This window comes from Streptomyces sp. NPDC033165, assembly GCF_055577965.1.
The window spans coordinates 108,336-124,912 of record NZ_JBVIPK010000004.1 but is presented as its reverse complement, the minus strand read 5'-3'; the positions used below and the strand labels follow the sequence as shown (position 1 = coordinate 124,912).

The window sequence follows — 16,577 nt, the reverse complement described above, 5'->3', positions numbered from 1 at the left end:
TTCCCCCCCCCCCCACCCACCACAAACAAGCACCGCCGTGACGCTGCCCCCCCCCCCCCCCCCCCCCTCCCCCCCCCCCCCCCCCCCCCCCCCCCCCCCCCCCCCCCCCCAGGGCGCCGAGGTCGAGAAGGCCGGTGCCACGCTGGTTCCCTACGAGTCCGTGATGGGGAGGTTCCGGTCCACCATGACGGACTTGGAGAACAACGACCGTTTCACGACGGGCGACTTCGTCCAGGTCCTCCGCGGACTGGTCCAGGAGACCGTGACGCTTTACCCCCAGCTGCAACGGGCCTTCGCCGACGACCGTCCCGACGTCCTGATCTACGACGGGCTCTCCGGCTGGACGGGCCGACTCCTCGCGGAGAACTGGGGCATACCCGCCGTACGCAGCATCCCGACACTGGCGGCGAACGAGCACTGGTCCCTCGGCTCGGACGGCGAGTACGCGGAGTTCGAGCCCGACCACCCGGGGCTCAACGCCGTATACGAGGAGATCGGCGCGATGCTGGCGGACATCGGAGTGGAGTGCTCTGCCCAGGAGTTCTTCGGGAGCAGCGAGTCGGGGCCGGCCCTCGTCTACATACCGCGCGAGTTCCAGTTCAAGGGCGAGACGTTCGGAGAGGACTTCCACTTCGTCGGGCCGTGCTGGTCGGAGCGCCGGTTCGACGGCGAGTGGGCCCGCGGGGGCGACGGCGCGAGCGACCGCCCCCTGGTCCTCGTCTCACTCGGCACCATCCACAACGACAACGCCGCCTTCTTCCAGACCTGCATCGACGCCTTCGCCGAACTCCCCTGGGACATCGTCATGGCCGTCGGCGACCAGATCACCCCCACCACCCTCACCAACATCCCCGACCACATCGACATCCGCCCCCACGTACCCCAACTCCAAATCCTGCGCCAAGCAGACCTCTTCATCACCCACGCAGGCATGGGCAGCGTCATGGAAGCCCTCTCCTTCGGAGTCCCCATGGTCGCCATCCCCCAAATGAGCGAACAACGCGCCAACGCCGACCGCCTCACCCAACTCGGACTCGGCCAACTCCTCCACCGCGACCAGACCACCCCCCACACCCTCCGCGACACCGCCCACCACGTCCTCACCGACCCCACCTACCGCAACAACACCCACACCATGCGCCACCACATCACCCACGCCGGCGGCGCACCCGCCGCCGCAGACGTCGTGGAAGCCCTGCTCACGGATGCGCGGGGACAGCGGTGAACGGCGTCGGCACGGCACACATCGCGTTCTTCGCGCTTCCGGGTCACGGGCACGTGAATCCCACCCTCGGGGTCGTGGAGGAGCTGACGGCGCGCGGTCACCGAGTCAGCTTCGCGACGACCGAGCGGTTCGAAGGCGTGGTCGCCGAGGCCGGAGCGACGCCGGTGCGGTACGAGTCGACCATGGACGGTCTGCCCGCCAAGGACACTGCGGCGGAGCGCGCCGACCGCTTCGGCAGCGGCGACCTCGCCGTGGTGCTGCGCGATCTGTTGCGCGAGACCCTGGCCGCCCTCACCCCACTGGACCGCGCCTTCGCCGCGGACCGCCCCGATCTGGTGGTGTACGACGATCCGTCCGGCTGGGCGGCCCGGCTGATCGCGGCGCGCCGCGGCATCCCGGCCGTGCCGTACCGGACCACCTTCGCCGCGAGCACCGAGTGGTCCCTCGCCACCCATCAGACGGACGTCGATCCGCTCGACCCCGAGATCGTGCGCATCTTCCACGGCATCGCGAACCTCCTGGACCGTCTGAAGGTTCCCCTGAGCCCCAAGGCCCTGATGACCGGCAACGAGGCGGGCCCCGCGCTCGTCTTCGTACCGCGCGAGTTCCAGTTCAAGGGCGAGACGTTCGGCGAGGACGTCCACTTCGCGGGCCCCTGCCTCGCCCGGCGAGCCTCCGACGGCGAGTGGGCCCGCGGGGGCGACGGCGCGAGCGACCGCCCCCTGGTCCTCGTCTCACTCGGCACCATCCACAACGACAACGCCGCCTTCTTCCAGACCTGCATCGACGCCTTCGCCGAACTCCCCTGGGACATCGTCATGGCCGTCGGCGACCAGATCACCCCCACCACCCTCACCAACATCCCCGACCACATCGACATCCGCCCCCACGTACCCCAACTCCAAATCCTGCGCCAAGCAGACCTCTTCATCACCCACGCAGGCATGGGCAGCGTCATGGAAGCCCTCTCCTTCGGAGTCCCCATGGTCGCCATCCCCCAAATGAGCGAACAACGCGCCAACGCCGACCGCCTCACCCAACTCGGACTCGGCCAACTCCTCCACCGCGACCAGACCACCCCCCACACCCTCCGCGACACCGCCCACCACGTCCTCACCGACCCCACCTACCGCAACAACACCCACACCATGCGCCACCACATCACCCACGCCGGCGGCGCACCCGCCGCCGCAGACTTCCTCGAATCGCTGGTGACCCCGGTGTCCGCCGCACAGGACGTCCGCGGGTGACGGGGCCCACGGTTCCGCCCGTCGAGATCGACACGCCGTCCTTCTTCGCCGACCAGCACGGGCACTACGGGCGGATCCGGGAATCGTCGGGGCCGCGCCGGGTACGCAATCCGCAGGGGCTGGAGTACTGGCTGGTCACGCGGCACGACGAGGCCCGGACGGTGCTGCTCGACGCCCGGTTCTCCAAGGATCCGCAGCGCGCGTCGGTCGCCTTGAGCGCGGCCGGGTACGGGGTCTCCGGCGCGGGAAGCTTCTTCCTGCCCCTGGTGAACAGCGACCCGCCCGACCACACACGGCTGCGGCGGCTCGTCTCGGGAGCGTTCACCCCGCGTCGGGTCGCGGCGCTGGGGCCCGCGGTCGAGCGCCTCACCCACGAACTCCTGGACGCGATGGCGGAGCGGGACGCGGGCCCCGCCGGGCCGGACGCGGGGGCAGAGCCCGTCGACCTCATGGCGGCCCTCGCCTTCCCCCTGCCGGTCCTGGTGATCAGCGAACTCATCGGTGTTCCTCACGGCAATCGTGGCGCACTGCTGACCTGGGCCGCGCGGATGCTCACCGTGTCGGGACCGGGAGCGACACCTGCCTCGGGGCCGGCGGAGCGCACCCGCAGACTCCACCAGTGGTTCGCCTCCCTGGTCGCTGCCAAGCGGCCCCTGGTCCGCACCGACGTACCCGCGGACGAGCAGCCGGACCTCCTCTCGGCGCTCGTGGCGGCCCACGCGCAAGAGCAGCGGCTGAGCGACGAGGAGCTCGTCAGCCTCCTCGTCCTGCTGTTGCTGGCGGGGCACGAGACGACCACGGGGATGCTGGGCAACGCCGTCGACACCCTGCTCCGGCATCCCGACCAGCTCGCGCTGCTGCGCAAGCGTCCCGAGCTGACCCCCTCGGCGATCGATGAACTCCTCCGCTACGAGACCTCCTTGGCCCGAACGACCCTGAGGGTCGCGACGCAGGACGTCGAACTCGGAGGAACGGTCATCCCGGCGGGCGGCATCGTCAGCGTGGCGCTCGCCGCGGCCAACCGGGACCCGGACGTCTTCCCCCTGCCGGACCGGCTCGACATCACCCGCGAGCGCGGCCCCCACCTCGCTTTCGGCCACGGCATCCATTTCTGCCTCGGCGCGCCGCTGGCCCGGCTGCAGACGGAGACGGTGCTCACCGCCCTGTTCGGCCGCTATCCGGACCTCGCGCCCGCCGACCCGGACCAGCCGCAGTCATGGCGTCCGATCGGTGACATGCGGGGCCTGCTCACGCTCCCCGTGCGCCTCGGGCCCCGCGCACCCGCGCGGCCCGTCCCCGGCCGTCCCGCCGCGTACCCGGCAGGCACCGCGTGAGCGTGCCGCACCGTCCCGACCACCCCCGTCCGGCAGAAGAGGAACCCGTGCTCCCACACGCCACCGGCGCCCGACCCCCCGAGGCGGCGATCGAAGTCTGCGGCCTGCGCAAGCGGTTCGGGAAGACGTCCGCCCTGGACGGCGTCGACCTGACCGTCGCGCCCGGTACCGTCTGCGGTCTACTCGGACCCAACGGAGCCGGTAAGACCACCCTGGTGCGGATTCTGGCGACCCTGTCGCCGCCGGACGGCGGGCGCGCCCGTGTGGCCGGCCTCGATGTCGTCCTCGACCCCGCCCGGGTGCGTGCCAACATCGCGCTGACCGGCCAGTACGCCTCGGTGGACGAGCTGATGAGCGGGCGCGAGAACCTGGAGATGTTCGCCCGGCTTCACCGGATGCGCGGCCCCGTCGTCCGCCGGCGCGCCGAGGAACTTCTCGAACGGTTCGGCCTCCAGGACGCCGCCGGTCGCGCCGTGCGCACGTACTCCGGCGGCATGCGCCGCAAACTGGATCTCGCCGTGAGCCTGGTGGTCCCCCCTGCGGTGATCTTCCTCGACGAGCCGACGACCGGCCTCGACCCGCAGAGCCGGTACGCCCTCTGGGACAGCGTGCGCGAGCTCGTCCGGGCCGGCACCACCATCCTGCTCACCTCCCAGTACCTGGACGAGGCCGACCACCTCTCCGACCGGATCGCCATACTGGGCAACCCGGACGGCGCGGGCGGCCGGGTGATCGCCGAAGGCACGCCCTCCGCCCTCAAGTCCGCGCTCGGCCGCGGGTGCATCGACCTCACCGTGCGCCACGCCGACCAGCTGGCACTCGCCGCCGAAGCCCTGGTCCGCACGGGGGCCGGAGCGGTCGAGGTCCACCGCGAGCTGCGGAGGGTCACCCTGGCCACCGGACGCTCCACCGGTCCCGGCACCGCCGTGCTCACCGCCGCGCTGCGCGAACTGGAAGCGTCGGGCATCGCGGTGGAGGACCTCGCGCTGCGCCGTCCGACGCTGGACGAGGTGTTCATCGGCCTGGTGACCACACCCGCGACCACCACCGAGGAGGCCGCGTGAGCCCCCGCCCGGCCGGCCCCGCGGCGACGGCGTCGGCGACGACCGGGGGAACCGGGGCGCGATCGGCCCGTACGTGCCGGGACGAACCCCTGCTCTCCCGGCTGCGCTGGGGCGCGGGCGACGCGGCGACCATCACCCGCCGCTACCTGATCCATCTGCGCGGCGCCCCCGAGCGGGCAGCGATGGCCCTGCTGCTGCCCCTGGTCTTCACCCTGCTCTTCGTCTATGTGCTCGGCAGCAACATGCGCGTCCCGGCGGGTGATTCGTACGTCAACTTCCTGATCCCGGGGATGCTGGCACAGATGACGGTCTTCGGCATCGCGGCGAGCGCCTCAGCCGTCGCCGACGACCGGGACAAGGGGATCACCGACCGGCTCCGCTCCCTGCCTATGAGCCGGACCGGAGTACCCGTCGGGCAGTCGTTGGCCGAGAACCTGGGCGGGCTGATCACCCTGCTGGTCATGGCGGGCTGCGGGCTCCTGGTCGGCTGGCGTCCGGGCGCTTCCGTGACGCACGTCGTGGCGGGACTCGCGCTGCTGCTGGTCGCCCGGTACGCGTTCAGCTGGCTCGGCATGTGGCTCGGCCTGGTCCTTCCGTCCCGGTCGGCCACGGACCTCATCGGCATGCTGACCTTCCCGCTGACGATGGTCTCCAACATCTTCGTGCCGTCCGACGGCCTGCCCGCGGGCCTGCGCCTGGCCGCCGAATGGAATCCCGTGAGTGCGGTGGTGTCCGCGGTACGGGAACTCTTCGGCAACCCCGTCGGTCTGTCCCCCGACGCGGCTTGGCCGATCGTGCACCCGGTGGCCGCCACGCTCGGTTGGTCGCTCCTGCTGCTCGCCGTCTTCGGCCCCCTCACCATCTCGGCCTTCCGCTCGCCGAAGCACTGACCACTGGAGAGATGTCATGAAAGCCCTTGTTCTGGCGGGGGGTTCGGGTACGCGGCTGCGACCCATCACCCACACCTCCGCCAAGCAGCTCGTCCCCATCGCCAACAAGCCCGTCCTCTACTACGGGCTGGAGGCGATAGCCGACGCCGGGATCAAGGACGTCGGCGTCATCGTCGGCGAGACGGCCGCCGAGATCGAGCGGGCCGTCGGCGACGGTTCCGCCTTCGGGCTGAACGTGACCTACATAGCGCAGTCCCAGCCGCTGGGGCTCGCCCACGCCGTGCTGATCGCCCGCGAGTTCCTGGGGGACGACGACTTCCTCCTCTACCTCGGCGACAACTTCATCCTGGGCGGGATCACCTCGCTCGTCGACGGGTTCCGCGCGAACCGCCCGGACGTCCAGCTGATGCTGACGCGGGTCGCGAATCCCAGCGCCTACGGCGTCGCCACCCTCACCGCCGCGGGCAGGGTGGCCGCCCTGGAGGAGAAGCCGGAGCGGCCCCGGAGCGATCTGGCGGTGGTCGGCGCCTATCTCTTCACGCGGGCCGTCCACGAGGCCGTCCGCGCCATCGCCCCTTCCGAGCGGGGCGAGTTGGAGATCACCGATGCCCTCCAGTGGATGCTCGACCACGACCGGGACGTCAGGCCGACGGTGATCACTGGCTACTGGAAGGACACGGGCAACGTCGCGGACATGCTTGAGGCGAACCGGCGCGTTCTTGAGGTCCTGGAGCCGGCCGTGGACGGCACCGTCAGCACCGACAGCGAACTGATCGGGAGGGTCAGGGTCTGCGCGGGAGCCGAAGTACGCGGCTCCCGCATCGTCGGCCCCGCCCTGATCGGCGCGGGGTCGGTCGTCGTCGACTCCTACGTGGGCCCGTCGACCTCGATCGCCGAGAACTGCCGAATCACCGACAGCGAGATCGAGTTCTCGATCGTCCTGGACCACGCCTCCATCACCGGAGTCCGCCGTATCGACGCGTCGCTGATCGGTTGCCACGTCGAGGTCGCCCCGGCGCCCCGCGTACCGATGTCGCACCGTTTCGTCCTGGGTGACCACAGCAAGATACGGATCTCCTCATGAGCGGTCGGCACTACCTCGTCACGGGCGCCGCCGGGTTCATCGGCTCGCACTTCGTCAGCGACCTGCTGGGGCCCGGATCGCCGCCGGACGTCCGTGTCACCGTCCTGGACGCGCTCACCTACGCGGGCGATCCGGCGCACCTCGCCCCGCTCTCCGGCGACCCCCGGTTCCGCTTCGTCCAGGGGGACATCACCGACGTCCCGCTCGTCCGCACCCTGATGGAGCCCGGGTGTGTGGTGGTCAACTTCGCCGCCGAAAGCCACGTGGACCGCTCCATCGCGGACGCGGGAGCCTTCGTCCGCACCAATGTCACGGGGACGCACGTGCTCCTCGACGCGGCGCTCTCAGCGGGCGCCCGCTGCTTCCTCCAAGTCTCGACCGACGAGGTGTACGGATCCATCGACCACGGTGCCTGGACCGAGGAATCGCCCGTCTCCCCGAACTCGCCCTACGCGGCCACCAAAGCCGCCGCCGACCTGCTGGCGCTCTCATACGCCCGGACGCACGGCCTTGACGTGCGGGTCACCCGCTGCAGCAACAACTACGGCCCGCGCCAGCACCCCGAGAAGCTGATCCCGCTCTTCGTCACCACTCTGCTGGCGGGCGGGGCGGTGCCGCTCTACGGCGACGGGGGGAACGTACGCGACTGGCTGCACGTCTCCGACCATTGCCGCGGCATCCGGCTCGTGCTGGATCGCGGCCGGGCCGGCGAGGTGTACAACATCGGGAGTGGCACCGAGTTGACCAACCGCCAGCTGACGGGGATGCTCCTGGACGCCTGTGGGGCCGACTGGAGCGCGGTCCGCCACGTCAAGGACCGCAAGGGGCACGACCGCCGCTACTGCGTCGACGACGGGAAACTGCGGCGCCTCGGATACCGACCTCTCGTCCCCCTCGCGGAGGGCCTGGCCGAGACCGTCGGCTGGTACGCGGCCACGCCCGCCCACCGCTGACGACGCGGCCCGCGCCGACCGTCCCGCTCCCTCCACCACTCCGTCACGCCGATCGGGCTCCGCGTTCAGGGCTCGCAGCTTCAGAAGGAATCTCCGTGCGCGTCCTGTTCTCCGTCTTTCCCGCGACGGCCCACACCCTCCCCGTCATCCCGCTCGCCTGGGCGCTGCAGAACGCGGGACACGAGGTCCGGATCGCCACCCACCCCGACGCCGCGGGGGCGGCGACGCAGGCGGGGCTCGCCGCCGTGCCCGTCGGCGGATCGGAGGATCTTCGCGAACTCGCCGACTTCAGCCGCAACCCCGCCCTGCTCGGCCACCTCGGCGGAAACCTCTCCGTCGCCTCCCCCGACTGCCCCGACTGGGGTCCGAAGTGGTTCCGGATGACCCGCGTGTTCGCCGGTCTGCGACCCCTCTTGGAGGAACTCACCGGTGTCGCCGTGCGCTGGCGCCCCGATCTGGTCCTGTGGGACCCCTTCTGCCTGCCGGCCGCCGTCGCGGCGCGGCTGAGCGGCGCCGCACACGCCCGAGTGCTGTGGGGGCGCGACAACATCGCCTGGCTCCGGCAGAGGTCCCGACGCTATCTGGCACAGGCTCAGGGCGGGACCTGGCCGGACCCGCTGGAGGAGGTCATGCAGCAGCTGCTGGAGCCGTACGGACTGCCCTACGAGGAGGAGCTGCTCCTCGGCCAGTGGACGATCGATCCCCTGCCCCCCGGGGTGAGACTGCCGGCGCCGGACGTCCGGTACGAGGGCATGCGGTGGGCGTCCTACAGCGGAGGCGGCCCCGTGCCCGACTGGCTGCACACGAAGCCCGTCCGCCCGCGCGTCTGCCTGTCGTGGGGAACCGGGGAGCCGGGTGCGCAGCCGCGGCCGGGGGGCGGGGCGCCCCTCTCCGAGGTGCTCGGCGCCCTCGCGGAACTCGACGTGGAACTGGTCTCCGCGCGCAGCGGGCTTGCGGCCCCGCCCGTCGACGTACCGGGCCGGGTGCGCCTGCTGGACCGGCTTCCGCTCAGCCAGTTGCTCCCGGGGTGCTCCGCGGTCGTCCACCAGGGCGGCAGCACTGTGTTCTCCGCGGCCGCGGCGCACGGCGTACCCCAGCTCGTGGTTCCGACGTCGTTCTGGGACGAGGAAGGGACGGCGGGGTACCTCGAACACCGCAACGCGGGACGGGTGCTGGACCCTGCCCGGTGGGATGCCACGACCCTGCGTGACGCGCTGTCGGCCCTGCTGGCGGACCGCCGCGTCCACGAGCAGGCCAGGGCCCTGCGCGACGAACTCGCGATGCTGCCGGGGCCCTCCGCGCTCGTACCCGTGCTGGAGCGACTGACCGGCCTCCACCAGCGGATCTGAGACGAGCGGCCCCACTCCAGTCGTAGTCCGGCCCCGCCCGCGGGCCCGTGGCGGAGGCAGGAAAGCAGTCCCGGGACGGACGACCGCGCACCGGGGTCCTTGACACGATCGACCTCACGATTCGACGCGGGCACGACCTTCACGACCAGCCGAACGCGGAGCCCCACCATGCACAACACCATCGCGGCCATGTACCCGCGGATGAGAACCGGGATCTTCTTCACCCCCACCACCGAAGGCGACGGTGTCCTCCTGACCAACGGCAGTGAGGTCGTGTCCTTCCTGGGCGCCTCCACCTACGCCTGGCTGGACAGACTCGCTCCGCACCTCGACGGCTCGCACCGCGTGGCCGATCTGACGGCCAGCCTGCCGCCCGCGCCCCGGAAGATGGTGGAGAAGCTCGTCGGCGCTCTCCACGACGCCGGTCTGGTCCGTGACGTCAGCCAGGACATGGCCCATTCCCTGAATCCGGACGAACTGGAGCGCTACGCCTCCGAGATCGCGTTCATCGAGGCCTTCCACACCTCGCCCGCCCTGCGCTTCCAGCGCTACCGAGAGACCCGGATCTCCGTCATCGGGTCGGGCGCGGTCTTCGCCGCGGCCGTCGAGGGCGCGCTGCTGACGGGCGTCGCCCGGCTGTCGGCGCGGCCCGCCCCCGAGCGCGGCCCCGAGGACCGCGCCGTACGGGAGCGTCTCGATGAACTCGCCGCCGAGGCGCGGCGGCGCGATCCCGGTCAGCGGCTGGAGACGGCGGCGCTCGATCCCGCCGATCCTGTGGCGCTGCGCGACGCGGTCGGGGCCGCCGATCTGGTCCTGTACGCGGCTGACCGCACCGACCCCGGCGCACTGCGCGCGCTCGACGGGATCTGCGCCGACCTCGGCCGGACCCTCATCCCCGTCACGCTGTACGGGGACGCGGCGTGGGTGGGGCCGACGTGTGCCGCGGACCGGCCCGGGGTGCGGTGGGAGAGTCTGTGGCTTCGGCTGGGCGACCGGCCCGACGGCGAACGGGAGCGGACCCGGTTCCTCACCGGTCCCGTGCCCGGCATCGTCGCCAACCACCTGGTCTTCCGCGCGTTCGAGCACCTCACCGGCGGGGCGGACGCGACGGCCGCGGACGAGGACCACCCCGGCCGGGCGTCCGGCGCCGTACGCCTGGACCTGGAGACCCTCCAGACCTCGGCCCACGAGCTGGCACCGCATCCGCTGGTGCCCGGGGCGGCCGACGGAAGCGCTGATGAGCGGCGGATCCGGGACCTCGCCGACGGAGCGGCCGTGGACGCGGCCGAACTCGCCGCACGCGTCGTTCCCCTGACCGACGTCCGGCTCGGTGTCCTCGGCCCCGTGTCGGAGGCGCACCTCGAACAGTTCCCGCTGCGCGTGGTCCGTCTCGCGGTGACGGATCCGCACCGGCCCGGCACGCCGTTCACCGTATGGGGCGCCGGATCCGATTTCCCGCAGTCCCAGGACGCCGCCCTGCGCCACGGGCTCGCCGCCCATGCCGTCCGCTCCGCCGCCACGACGACGCGCGCCGACAGCGTGCGCGGCGTCAGTCTCCTGGACGGCGCCGACCGGGCGGTACCGGCGCCGCGCGTCTTCGTCGCTGCGGGGGACAGCGCCGTGCCCGGCTCCCTTCCGGTCGGTACGGCCGGCGCGGCCACCTGGGCGGCCGCCGTCGAGCAGGGCCTGCTCGACCACGTCCTGCGTGGCGCGCCCGCCGGGGCCGCCTTGAAGGCGCCGGACCACCGGACCACGGAGCAGCTCGATCTGACCGCCGGGGCACGGCGGTTCCTGGACCTGCTCGCGGCATCGGGCGAGACGCTCACGGCGCACACCGTGGACGCGCCTGCGGGGGTCCACCTGTACGCCTTCCGGCTCGGCGCCGACCAGGCGGGCCTCGTCGAGCACGGCGCGGGGTTCACGGCGGCCGAGGCCGTCGAGGCGGGGCTCGGCCGGCTCCTGCTGGCCTGGCAGGCCCGTAACTCGGGGCAGTCCGAGTACGCGCCCTCCCCCGCCGTGAACCTGCGCACTTCCTCCGTGGCCGACACGCGTGCGGACGAACCGCGCTACCGCGCCTTGGTCGAGGCTCTGCACCTCGCCGGATCCGCGGCGGTCGCGGTACCCCTCGACGACGACCCGGCCGTCCGTGAGGTACTCCCCTACCTGGTCAGGGTGGTGCTCCTCGATGTCTGAGCCGATCTCGAACCCCGTTCCCCCGCGCACGGTCGCCGTCATCGGTGACGGCGGCCTGCTCGACGCGGCCGTCGCCCGGGTCGCGTCACGCGGGTTCCGTGTGCTGCGCCCGGGCGACGCGCCGATCACCGACGAACTCCGCTCGTGCGCGGCCGTCCTGCTCCCGAGCGACAGCGCGAGCACCGCCCGGTACTCCGATGTGCGCGCGGCCGCCGAGGCCGTCGGCATCCCCTGGATCCCGGTCGGCACCGACGCGGACGCCATCCATGTGGGGCCGGTGGCCGCGGGCACCGGGCAGGCCTGTCCGACCTGCGCGGACTGGCGCCGCCGTCTCGCGCGGGACCAGGCGGGGCACCACGAGACCCTCCGCGCCCGCCACGGCTCCGCGTTGGCGGCCCTGCCCTCCCGGCTCCGTACCCGGCCGGCCGCGGCCGTGGCCGCGGAACTCGCGGTCTCCCTGCTGGAATCCGCCCTGTCCGGCGTCCCGCGCCGGGACAGCGACGCCGGTACGGAGGGCGCGGAGGTCCGCCGTCCGGGAGACGTGTTCCTGCGGGTCGAGTTGGGCTCGCTCGCCATCACCTCCCACCGCTACCTGCCCTACTCCCTCTGTGAGGACTGCGGAGGCCTGCCCGACGACGACGCCGGGCCGGCGCGCATCGTCCCGGTCTCCCGCCCCAAGCCCGCGCCCGATGTATTCCGCGTACAGAACGTGGTGGCCCGCGAGCAGGAGCTGTACGACCTGTACGTCGACGGAACCGCCGGTGTGGTCCCCTCGGTGGAGGACGAACGGGGAGGCCCCCTGCCGCGCGCCATGGCCCCGCTGAGCTCGCTGCGCGGCAACAACTCCCAGAATGGCTGGGGCCGTACGACCGACTACCGGTCCTCCCGCATCACCGCCGTCCTGGAGGCCCTGGAGCGCTTCGGCGGCGAGGAGCCCCGCGGCCGTCGTACATCGGTCACGGCCAGCCGCCGCGAGCTGGGCGAGCGCGCCGTCGACCCGCGCGCCTTCGGCCTCTATCCGGACGAGCGCCACGAACTGCCGGACTTCCCCTACACCCGGTACGACGAGGACCTGGTGATGCCCTGGGTGTGGGGGTACTCCTTCGCCCGGGGCGAAGCGGTACTGGTGCCGGAGCGGTACGCCTACTACGCCGCGCACAGCCACGAGGAACCCCGGTTCGTGTACGAGATCTCCAACGGCTGCGCCATGGGCGGCTGTCTGGAGGAGGCCGTCCTGTGCGGTCTGCTGGAAGTCGCCGAACGGGACGCCTTCCTGATGACCTGGTACGGACGGATGCCCATCCCCCGGGTCGACCCCGCCAGCGCGCGGGACCGCTCCATCCCGATGATGATCGAGCACCTGCGTCACCGGACGGGGTACGAGATCCAGCTCTACTCGGCCACGCTGGAGCAGGGCGTCCCGTGCTTCTGGGCGGTGGGGCTCGATACCCTCGGCGACCCGGGCAGGCCCCGGATCCTGTGCGCGGGCGGCTCCGCGCTCCAGCCCGAGAAGGCCGTGGTCAACGTCCTGCACGAGATGGGGCACCTGCTGGAACACGCGAAGCTCTACGACTCCGCGGAACGGGACCGCGCCGCCCGCATGGTGGCGGACCCGTCGCTGGTCAAGGTGATGGGCGACCACTCGGTGCTCTACAGCCACCGGGACGCGTTCGACCGGTTCGACTTCCTGTTGTCGGAGCGCAAGGCGCGGCCGTTCGCCGACTTCGAGGAACAGTGGCGGTGGCCCGTCCACACCGATCTGCGGTCCGACCTGGACGAGATGGTGCGCCGCTACCTGGACCGCGGCCTGGACGTCCTCGTCGTCGACCAGACGACACCGGAACACCGGGCAGGCGGATTCGCCTGCGTGAAGGTGATGGTGCCCGGCACCCTGCCGATGACCTTCGGACACCGGAACAGGCGTGTCGACGGGCTGCCGCGGCTCTTGAACGTTCCGTACGAACTGGGTTACCGCGACCGGGTCCTGACTCCCGGGGACATCAATCCCCATCCCCACCCCTTCCCCTGAGGACTGCACGGATGACGGCCATCGAACGGCGGGACGGGCACACCGCGTCGCCAGGTGCCCGGTACTGGCACCGGTCCCTGCACGACTACGCCGCTATGACGGCGGGAGCTCCGCGGGGCCGCGAGGGCGGTCCCGCGGAGCCCGCGCGGTTCACCCGGTTCGGCGCGCTGCCGCGGTACCCGCTGCCCGCGCCCGTAGGGGAACTCGCCCCGCTCCCTGTGACCGCCCCGGACGCCACCTTCCACTCGGCGCTGCTCCACTACTCCTGCGGTGTGCTGCGGACCGAGTTCGGTCCGACGGCCCGCTGGCCCTATCACCGGGCAACGCCCTCCGCCCGGTGCTTCGCCCCCGTCGAGACGTACCTCTGGACCCCCGGGCACGAGGGGCTCCAGGCGGGTGTCTACGCCTACGATCCGGCGCATCACACGCTCGTGCTGGTGCGTGCCGGGGACCACCGGGCCTTCCTGAGTGCGGCGTTGGGCGCGGACCTCGACGACGCGGTGGGGGCGCTGCTGCTCTCCACGGTCTTCTGGCGGACGGCCTTCCGCTACGGCGACTACGCCTACCGGCTGTGCGCGCAGGAGACGGGACTGGTCGCGGGGAACGTGATGATGGTCGCGGACGCCCTCGGCATGCAGGCGCACCTGCACCACCAGTTCCTCGACGGCCCCCTGGAGCGGCTCGTCGGAGCCCCGGGCCCGCAGGAGAGCGTGGCCGCCGTCCTCCCCTTGTACTCCCGGCGGGACTCGGGGCACAGACCGGTCCTGCGGAGCGAGGCCACGTACACCGGGGAGGCCCTGGCCGCTCTCCTCGGGGCCGCGCACGGCCGGCCCGCGCCGCCGACGACCGGAATCGATGCGCTGGCGGAACTGACCGGGATGGACGCGGCTGCCCGGCTCACGGAAACGGCGTCCTTCTCCCGGCTGCCCGCCGGTCCGGCTCCCGCACGGCGGACGGGCGACGCGGGGGCCCGGACCCCCGATCTGGCACACTGCCTGCGGCTTCGCACCTCGGGCAGTCCCGCCTTCAACCCGGCCCGTCAGCCCGTCCCCTTGGACGGGATCCGCCGCGTGCTCGGTCCGCTGTTCGACCCCTGGCCGTCCGATGCGGTGCCTGACGGCGCGGCGCCGCCCGTCACCGCCCATCTCTGGGCGGTCAACGTCAGCGGGCTCGCCGACGGAGTGCACCGGGTGGCACCGGACGGACTCCACCGGCTCGGGTCCGCCGCCCCCCTCCGCGCCCGGGACATCGGCATGGAGGCGGCCAACATCAACTACCGGGCCGTCGCGGCCGTGGTGTTCCTCTCGGCCCCGCGCGCGGTCGCCCAGGAGGTCTTCGGTGACCGGGCGTTCCGCGTCCTGCACCACGAGGCCGGAGCCGTCGCGCAGCGGCTTTGCGTACGGAGCGCCGCCGAGGGGCTCGCCGCCAGGATCCACAACGGCTACGCGGCGCGGACGTTGTCCGGGGTACTGGAGCTGCCTCCGGGGCACGAGCCACTGTTCCAGATCGCGCTCGGCGTGCCTGGGCCCGACGAACGCTATCTGATGCCGGTCACCCGGCTCTCGACGACCGCTCAGCGGCCCGGACACCCCGGCGGGCCCACCGCTGCCGCACCGACACGGAACGAGGTACACACCGCATGACCGCATACGCTCCGTCCGTCGGCGCGACAGCACTGGGATTCCTGCGCTCCGGCCATCAGCCGCCGGACGCCCTGCCCGCGGCGGACCCTGCCCGCCTCCCGCCGGTCCACAAGCGCTACCCGTCGGCCCCCTCGGTGCCCCTCCCGTCCGGCGGCGAGCCGTCGGTGGACGCCTCGCTCCCCCGCCTGTCCTGGCTGCTGCGGCAGACCGCCGGGCTCACCAGGATGCGCTGGATGAGCGGTCTCATGCCGCTCGGTCTGAGCGGCTCCGGTGAGCCGCGGGACCGGCGGGTGCTCCTCTCCCCCGGCCGGATAGGGGCGGCCTCCGGCTCGCGCTACCCCGTGGAGGTCTACGTCGCGCACGGCGCGTCGGACGGTCTCCCGGCCGGGCTCGCCCACTACGACCCCGTGCACCACGTACTGGAACGCCTGCGGGACGGTGACGGCCGGGCCCGGCTGCTCGGCCTGCTGAGCACGCCGCCGGAGCGGGAGCCCGAGTTGGTACTGCTCCTGACGAGCGTGCTGTGGCGCAACGCGGCCAAGTACGGCGTGTTCGGCTACCGGCTGCAGAGCCTGGACGTCGGGGTCGTGGCTGCCCAGGCAGTGGCCGCCGCGGAGGCGACAGGGCTGACGGCCACCATCCACCTGCACTACGACGACACGGCCCTGGACGAGGTCCTCGGCTTGTCCCCCTTCGCCGAGAGCGTCTTCGCGGTGGTCACCCTGCACCGGGCGGAGGACCGGCCCGCGCCCCCCGCGGAGCGGAACGCCCCGTGGTACGGCCCCGTGCCCGAGGCCGTACCCGGACCGGCTTCGATCTCCGCAGTCCCCGAGATGGCGGAGGCGGCCGCCCTGCACTCCGCGATCCGCGCCGCGGCGCCCGGTTCCCGGGGGTGGCTCCCGGCGTGGTCACCTGATGCCGGTGCGCTCCCGCACGCACTGCCGACGGCGGACCTGAACCTTGCCGACGGCTTCGCCGGACGGCGTACCGTCTACGGCTACCGGCCCGCTCCGGTGCCGGAGCACACGCTCGCGGCTCTGCTCGCCGCGGCCGCCGCGCCTCTCCCCACGGACACGCCGGACAGGGCGGACGCACCTGCCCTGCGGCTCGCCGGGGTGGTGCAGCGCGTCCACGCGGTGGCGACGGGCGCCCATGTGTACGACCCCGTCGGGCACGCGCTGATCCCCACCCGGCCCGCGGAGGCCGTGCGGGCGATGATCGGCGCGGCCAAGAGCCCCATGCTGGCCGACGAGTGCCGCACCGCCACCGCGACCCTGGCGCCCTGCGGTGATCTGCGGGCGGGCATCGAGCGGTTCGGCGACCGCTGGTACCGGACGCAGAACATCGCTGCAGGAGCCCTCGCCCAGCGCGTCGCACTGGCCGCGGCCGCGGTCGGGCTGGAAAGCCACGTGCACTGCGACTTCGACCCGGACCGCGCCGCCTCGGCCCTCGGCCTCGGCCCTGGTCCCGGAGCGCTCCAGCCGCTGGTGGTGGTGACCGTGGGGCCCCCGTCCCCGCAGCACTCGGACCCGCAGCTGCCGCTTCGGAGCCAGGCATGAGAAC

Annotated in this window: 12 protein-coding genes; all 12 read left to right on the top strand. The window is 72.6% G+C overall.

Annotated features, from left to right (window positions below; translation table 11 throughout):
• Positions 1–37 precede the first annotated feature (37 nt).
• The 12 genes from ACZ5WC_RS11780 to ACZ5WC_RS11725 all read left to right on the top strand — a co-directional run bounded on the left by ACZ5WC_RS11780 (position 38) and on the right by ACZ5WC_RS11725 (position 16,573).
• On the top strand, positions 38–1,225 hold the full coding sequence (locus tag ACZ5WC_RS11780) for a macrolide family glycosyltransferase (protein WP_468540642.1): 1,188 nt from the start codon (positions 38–40) through the stop codon (positions 1,223–1,225).
• Positions 1,222–2,475, top strand: coding sequence for a macrolide family glycosyltransferase (locus tag ACZ5WC_RS11775; protein ID WP_468540641.1), 1,254 nt, complete (start codon positions 1,222–1,224; stop codon positions 2,473–2,475). The genes ACZ5WC_RS11780 and ACZ5WC_RS11775 overlap by 4 nt, the downstream gene beginning before the upstream one ends.
• Positions 2,472–3,809 (top strand): cytochrome P450 family protein, encoded by a 1,338-nt coding sequence (locus ACZ5WC_RS11770; RefSeq protein WP_468540640.1) that lies wholly within the window; start codon positions 2,472–2,474, stop codon positions 3,807–3,809. Before ACZ5WC_RS11775 ends, ACZ5WC_RS11770 begins: the two co-directional genes overlap by 4 nt.
• Before the next feature lie 47 nt (positions 3,810–3,856).
• Entirely contained in the window at positions 3,857–4,873 is a 1,017-nt protein-coding gene (locus tag ACZ5WC_RS11765; protein ID WP_468540639.1) for an ATP-binding cassette domain-containing protein, read from the top strand.
• Entirely contained in the window at positions 4,870–5,763 is an 894-nt protein-coding gene (locus tag ACZ5WC_RS11760) for an ABC transporter permease (RefSeq protein WP_468540638.1), read from the top strand. The genes ACZ5WC_RS11765 and ACZ5WC_RS11760 overlap by 4 nt, the downstream gene beginning before the upstream one ends.
• A gap of 16 nt (positions 5,764–5,779) precedes the next feature.
• Complete coding sequence (locus ACZ5WC_RS11755) at positions 5,780–6,847, top strand: glucose-1-phosphate thymidylyltransferase (protein WP_468540637.1); 1,068 nt, start codon at positions 5,780–5,782, stop codon at positions 6,845–6,847.
• Positions 6,844–7,800, top strand: coding sequence for a dTDP-glucose 4,6-dehydratase (gene rfbB / locus ACZ5WC_RS11750; protein WP_468540636.1), 957 nt, complete (start codon positions 6,844–6,846; stop codon positions 7,798–7,800). The genes ACZ5WC_RS11755 and rfbB overlap by 4 nt, the downstream gene beginning before the upstream one ends.
• 95 nt (positions 7,801–7,895) lie before the next feature.
• On the top strand, positions 7,896–9,149 hold the full coding sequence (locus ACZ5WC_RS11745; protein WP_468540635.1) for a nucleotide disphospho-sugar-binding domain-containing protein: 1,254 nt from the start codon (positions 7,896–7,898) through the stop codon (positions 9,147–9,149).
• 168 nt (positions 9,150–9,317) lie between these two features.
• The gene (locus ACZ5WC_RS11740) at positions 9,318–11,342 is read left to right on the top strand and encodes a hypothetical protein (RefSeq protein ID WP_468540634.1); all 2,025 of its coding nucleotides are present in this window, start codon (positions 9,318–9,320) and stop codon (positions 11,340–11,342) included.
• Entirely contained in the window at positions 11,335–13,371 is a 2,037-nt protein-coding gene (locus tag ACZ5WC_RS11735) for a TOMM precursor leader peptide-binding protein (protein WP_468540633.1), read from the top strand. Before ACZ5WC_RS11740 ends, ACZ5WC_RS11735 begins: the two co-directional genes overlap by 8 nt.
• Before the next feature lie 11 nt (positions 13,372–13,382).
• Positions 13,383–15,014, top strand: coding sequence for a SagB family peptide dehydrogenase (locus tag ACZ5WC_RS11730; protein ID WP_468540632.1), 1,632 nt, complete (start codon positions 13,383–13,385; stop codon positions 15,012–15,014).
• On the top strand, positions 15,011–16,573 hold the full coding sequence (locus tag ACZ5WC_RS11725; RefSeq protein ID WP_468540631.1) for a SagB family peptide dehydrogenase: 1,563 nt from the start codon (positions 15,011–15,013) through the stop codon (positions 16,571–16,573). The genes ACZ5WC_RS11730 and ACZ5WC_RS11725 overlap by 4 nt, the downstream gene beginning before the upstream one ends.
• The last annotated feature ends 4 nt before the right edge of the window (positions 16,574–16,577 follow it).

Excerpts from the sequence above, each read along its gene's own strand:
- ACZ5WC_RS11755 (WP_468540637.1), top strand. The coding sequence starts at position 5,780 with ATGAAAGCCCTTGTTCTGGCGGGGGGTTCGGGTACGCGGCTGCGACCC.
- ACZ5WC_RS11730 (WP_468540632.1), top strand. The coding sequence starts at position 13,383 with ATGACGGCCATCGAACGGCGGGACGGGCACACCGCGTCGCCAGGTGCC.
- ACZ5WC_RS11725 (WP_468540631.1), top strand. The coding sequence starts at position 15,011 with ATGACCGCATACGCTCCGTCCGTCGGCGCGACAGCACTGGGATTCCTG.
- rfbB (WP_468540636.1), top strand. The coding sequence starts at position 6,844 with ATGAGCGGTCGGCACTACCTCGTCACGGGCGCCGCCGGGTTCATCGGC.
- ACZ5WC_RS11735 (WP_468540633.1), top strand. The coding sequence starts at position 11,335 with ATGTCTGAGCCGATCTCGAACCCCGTTCCCCCGCGCACGGTCGCCGTC.
- ACZ5WC_RS11740 (WP_468540634.1), top strand. The coding sequence starts at position 9,318 with ATGCACAACACCATCGCGGCCATGTACCCGCGGATGAGAACCGGGATC.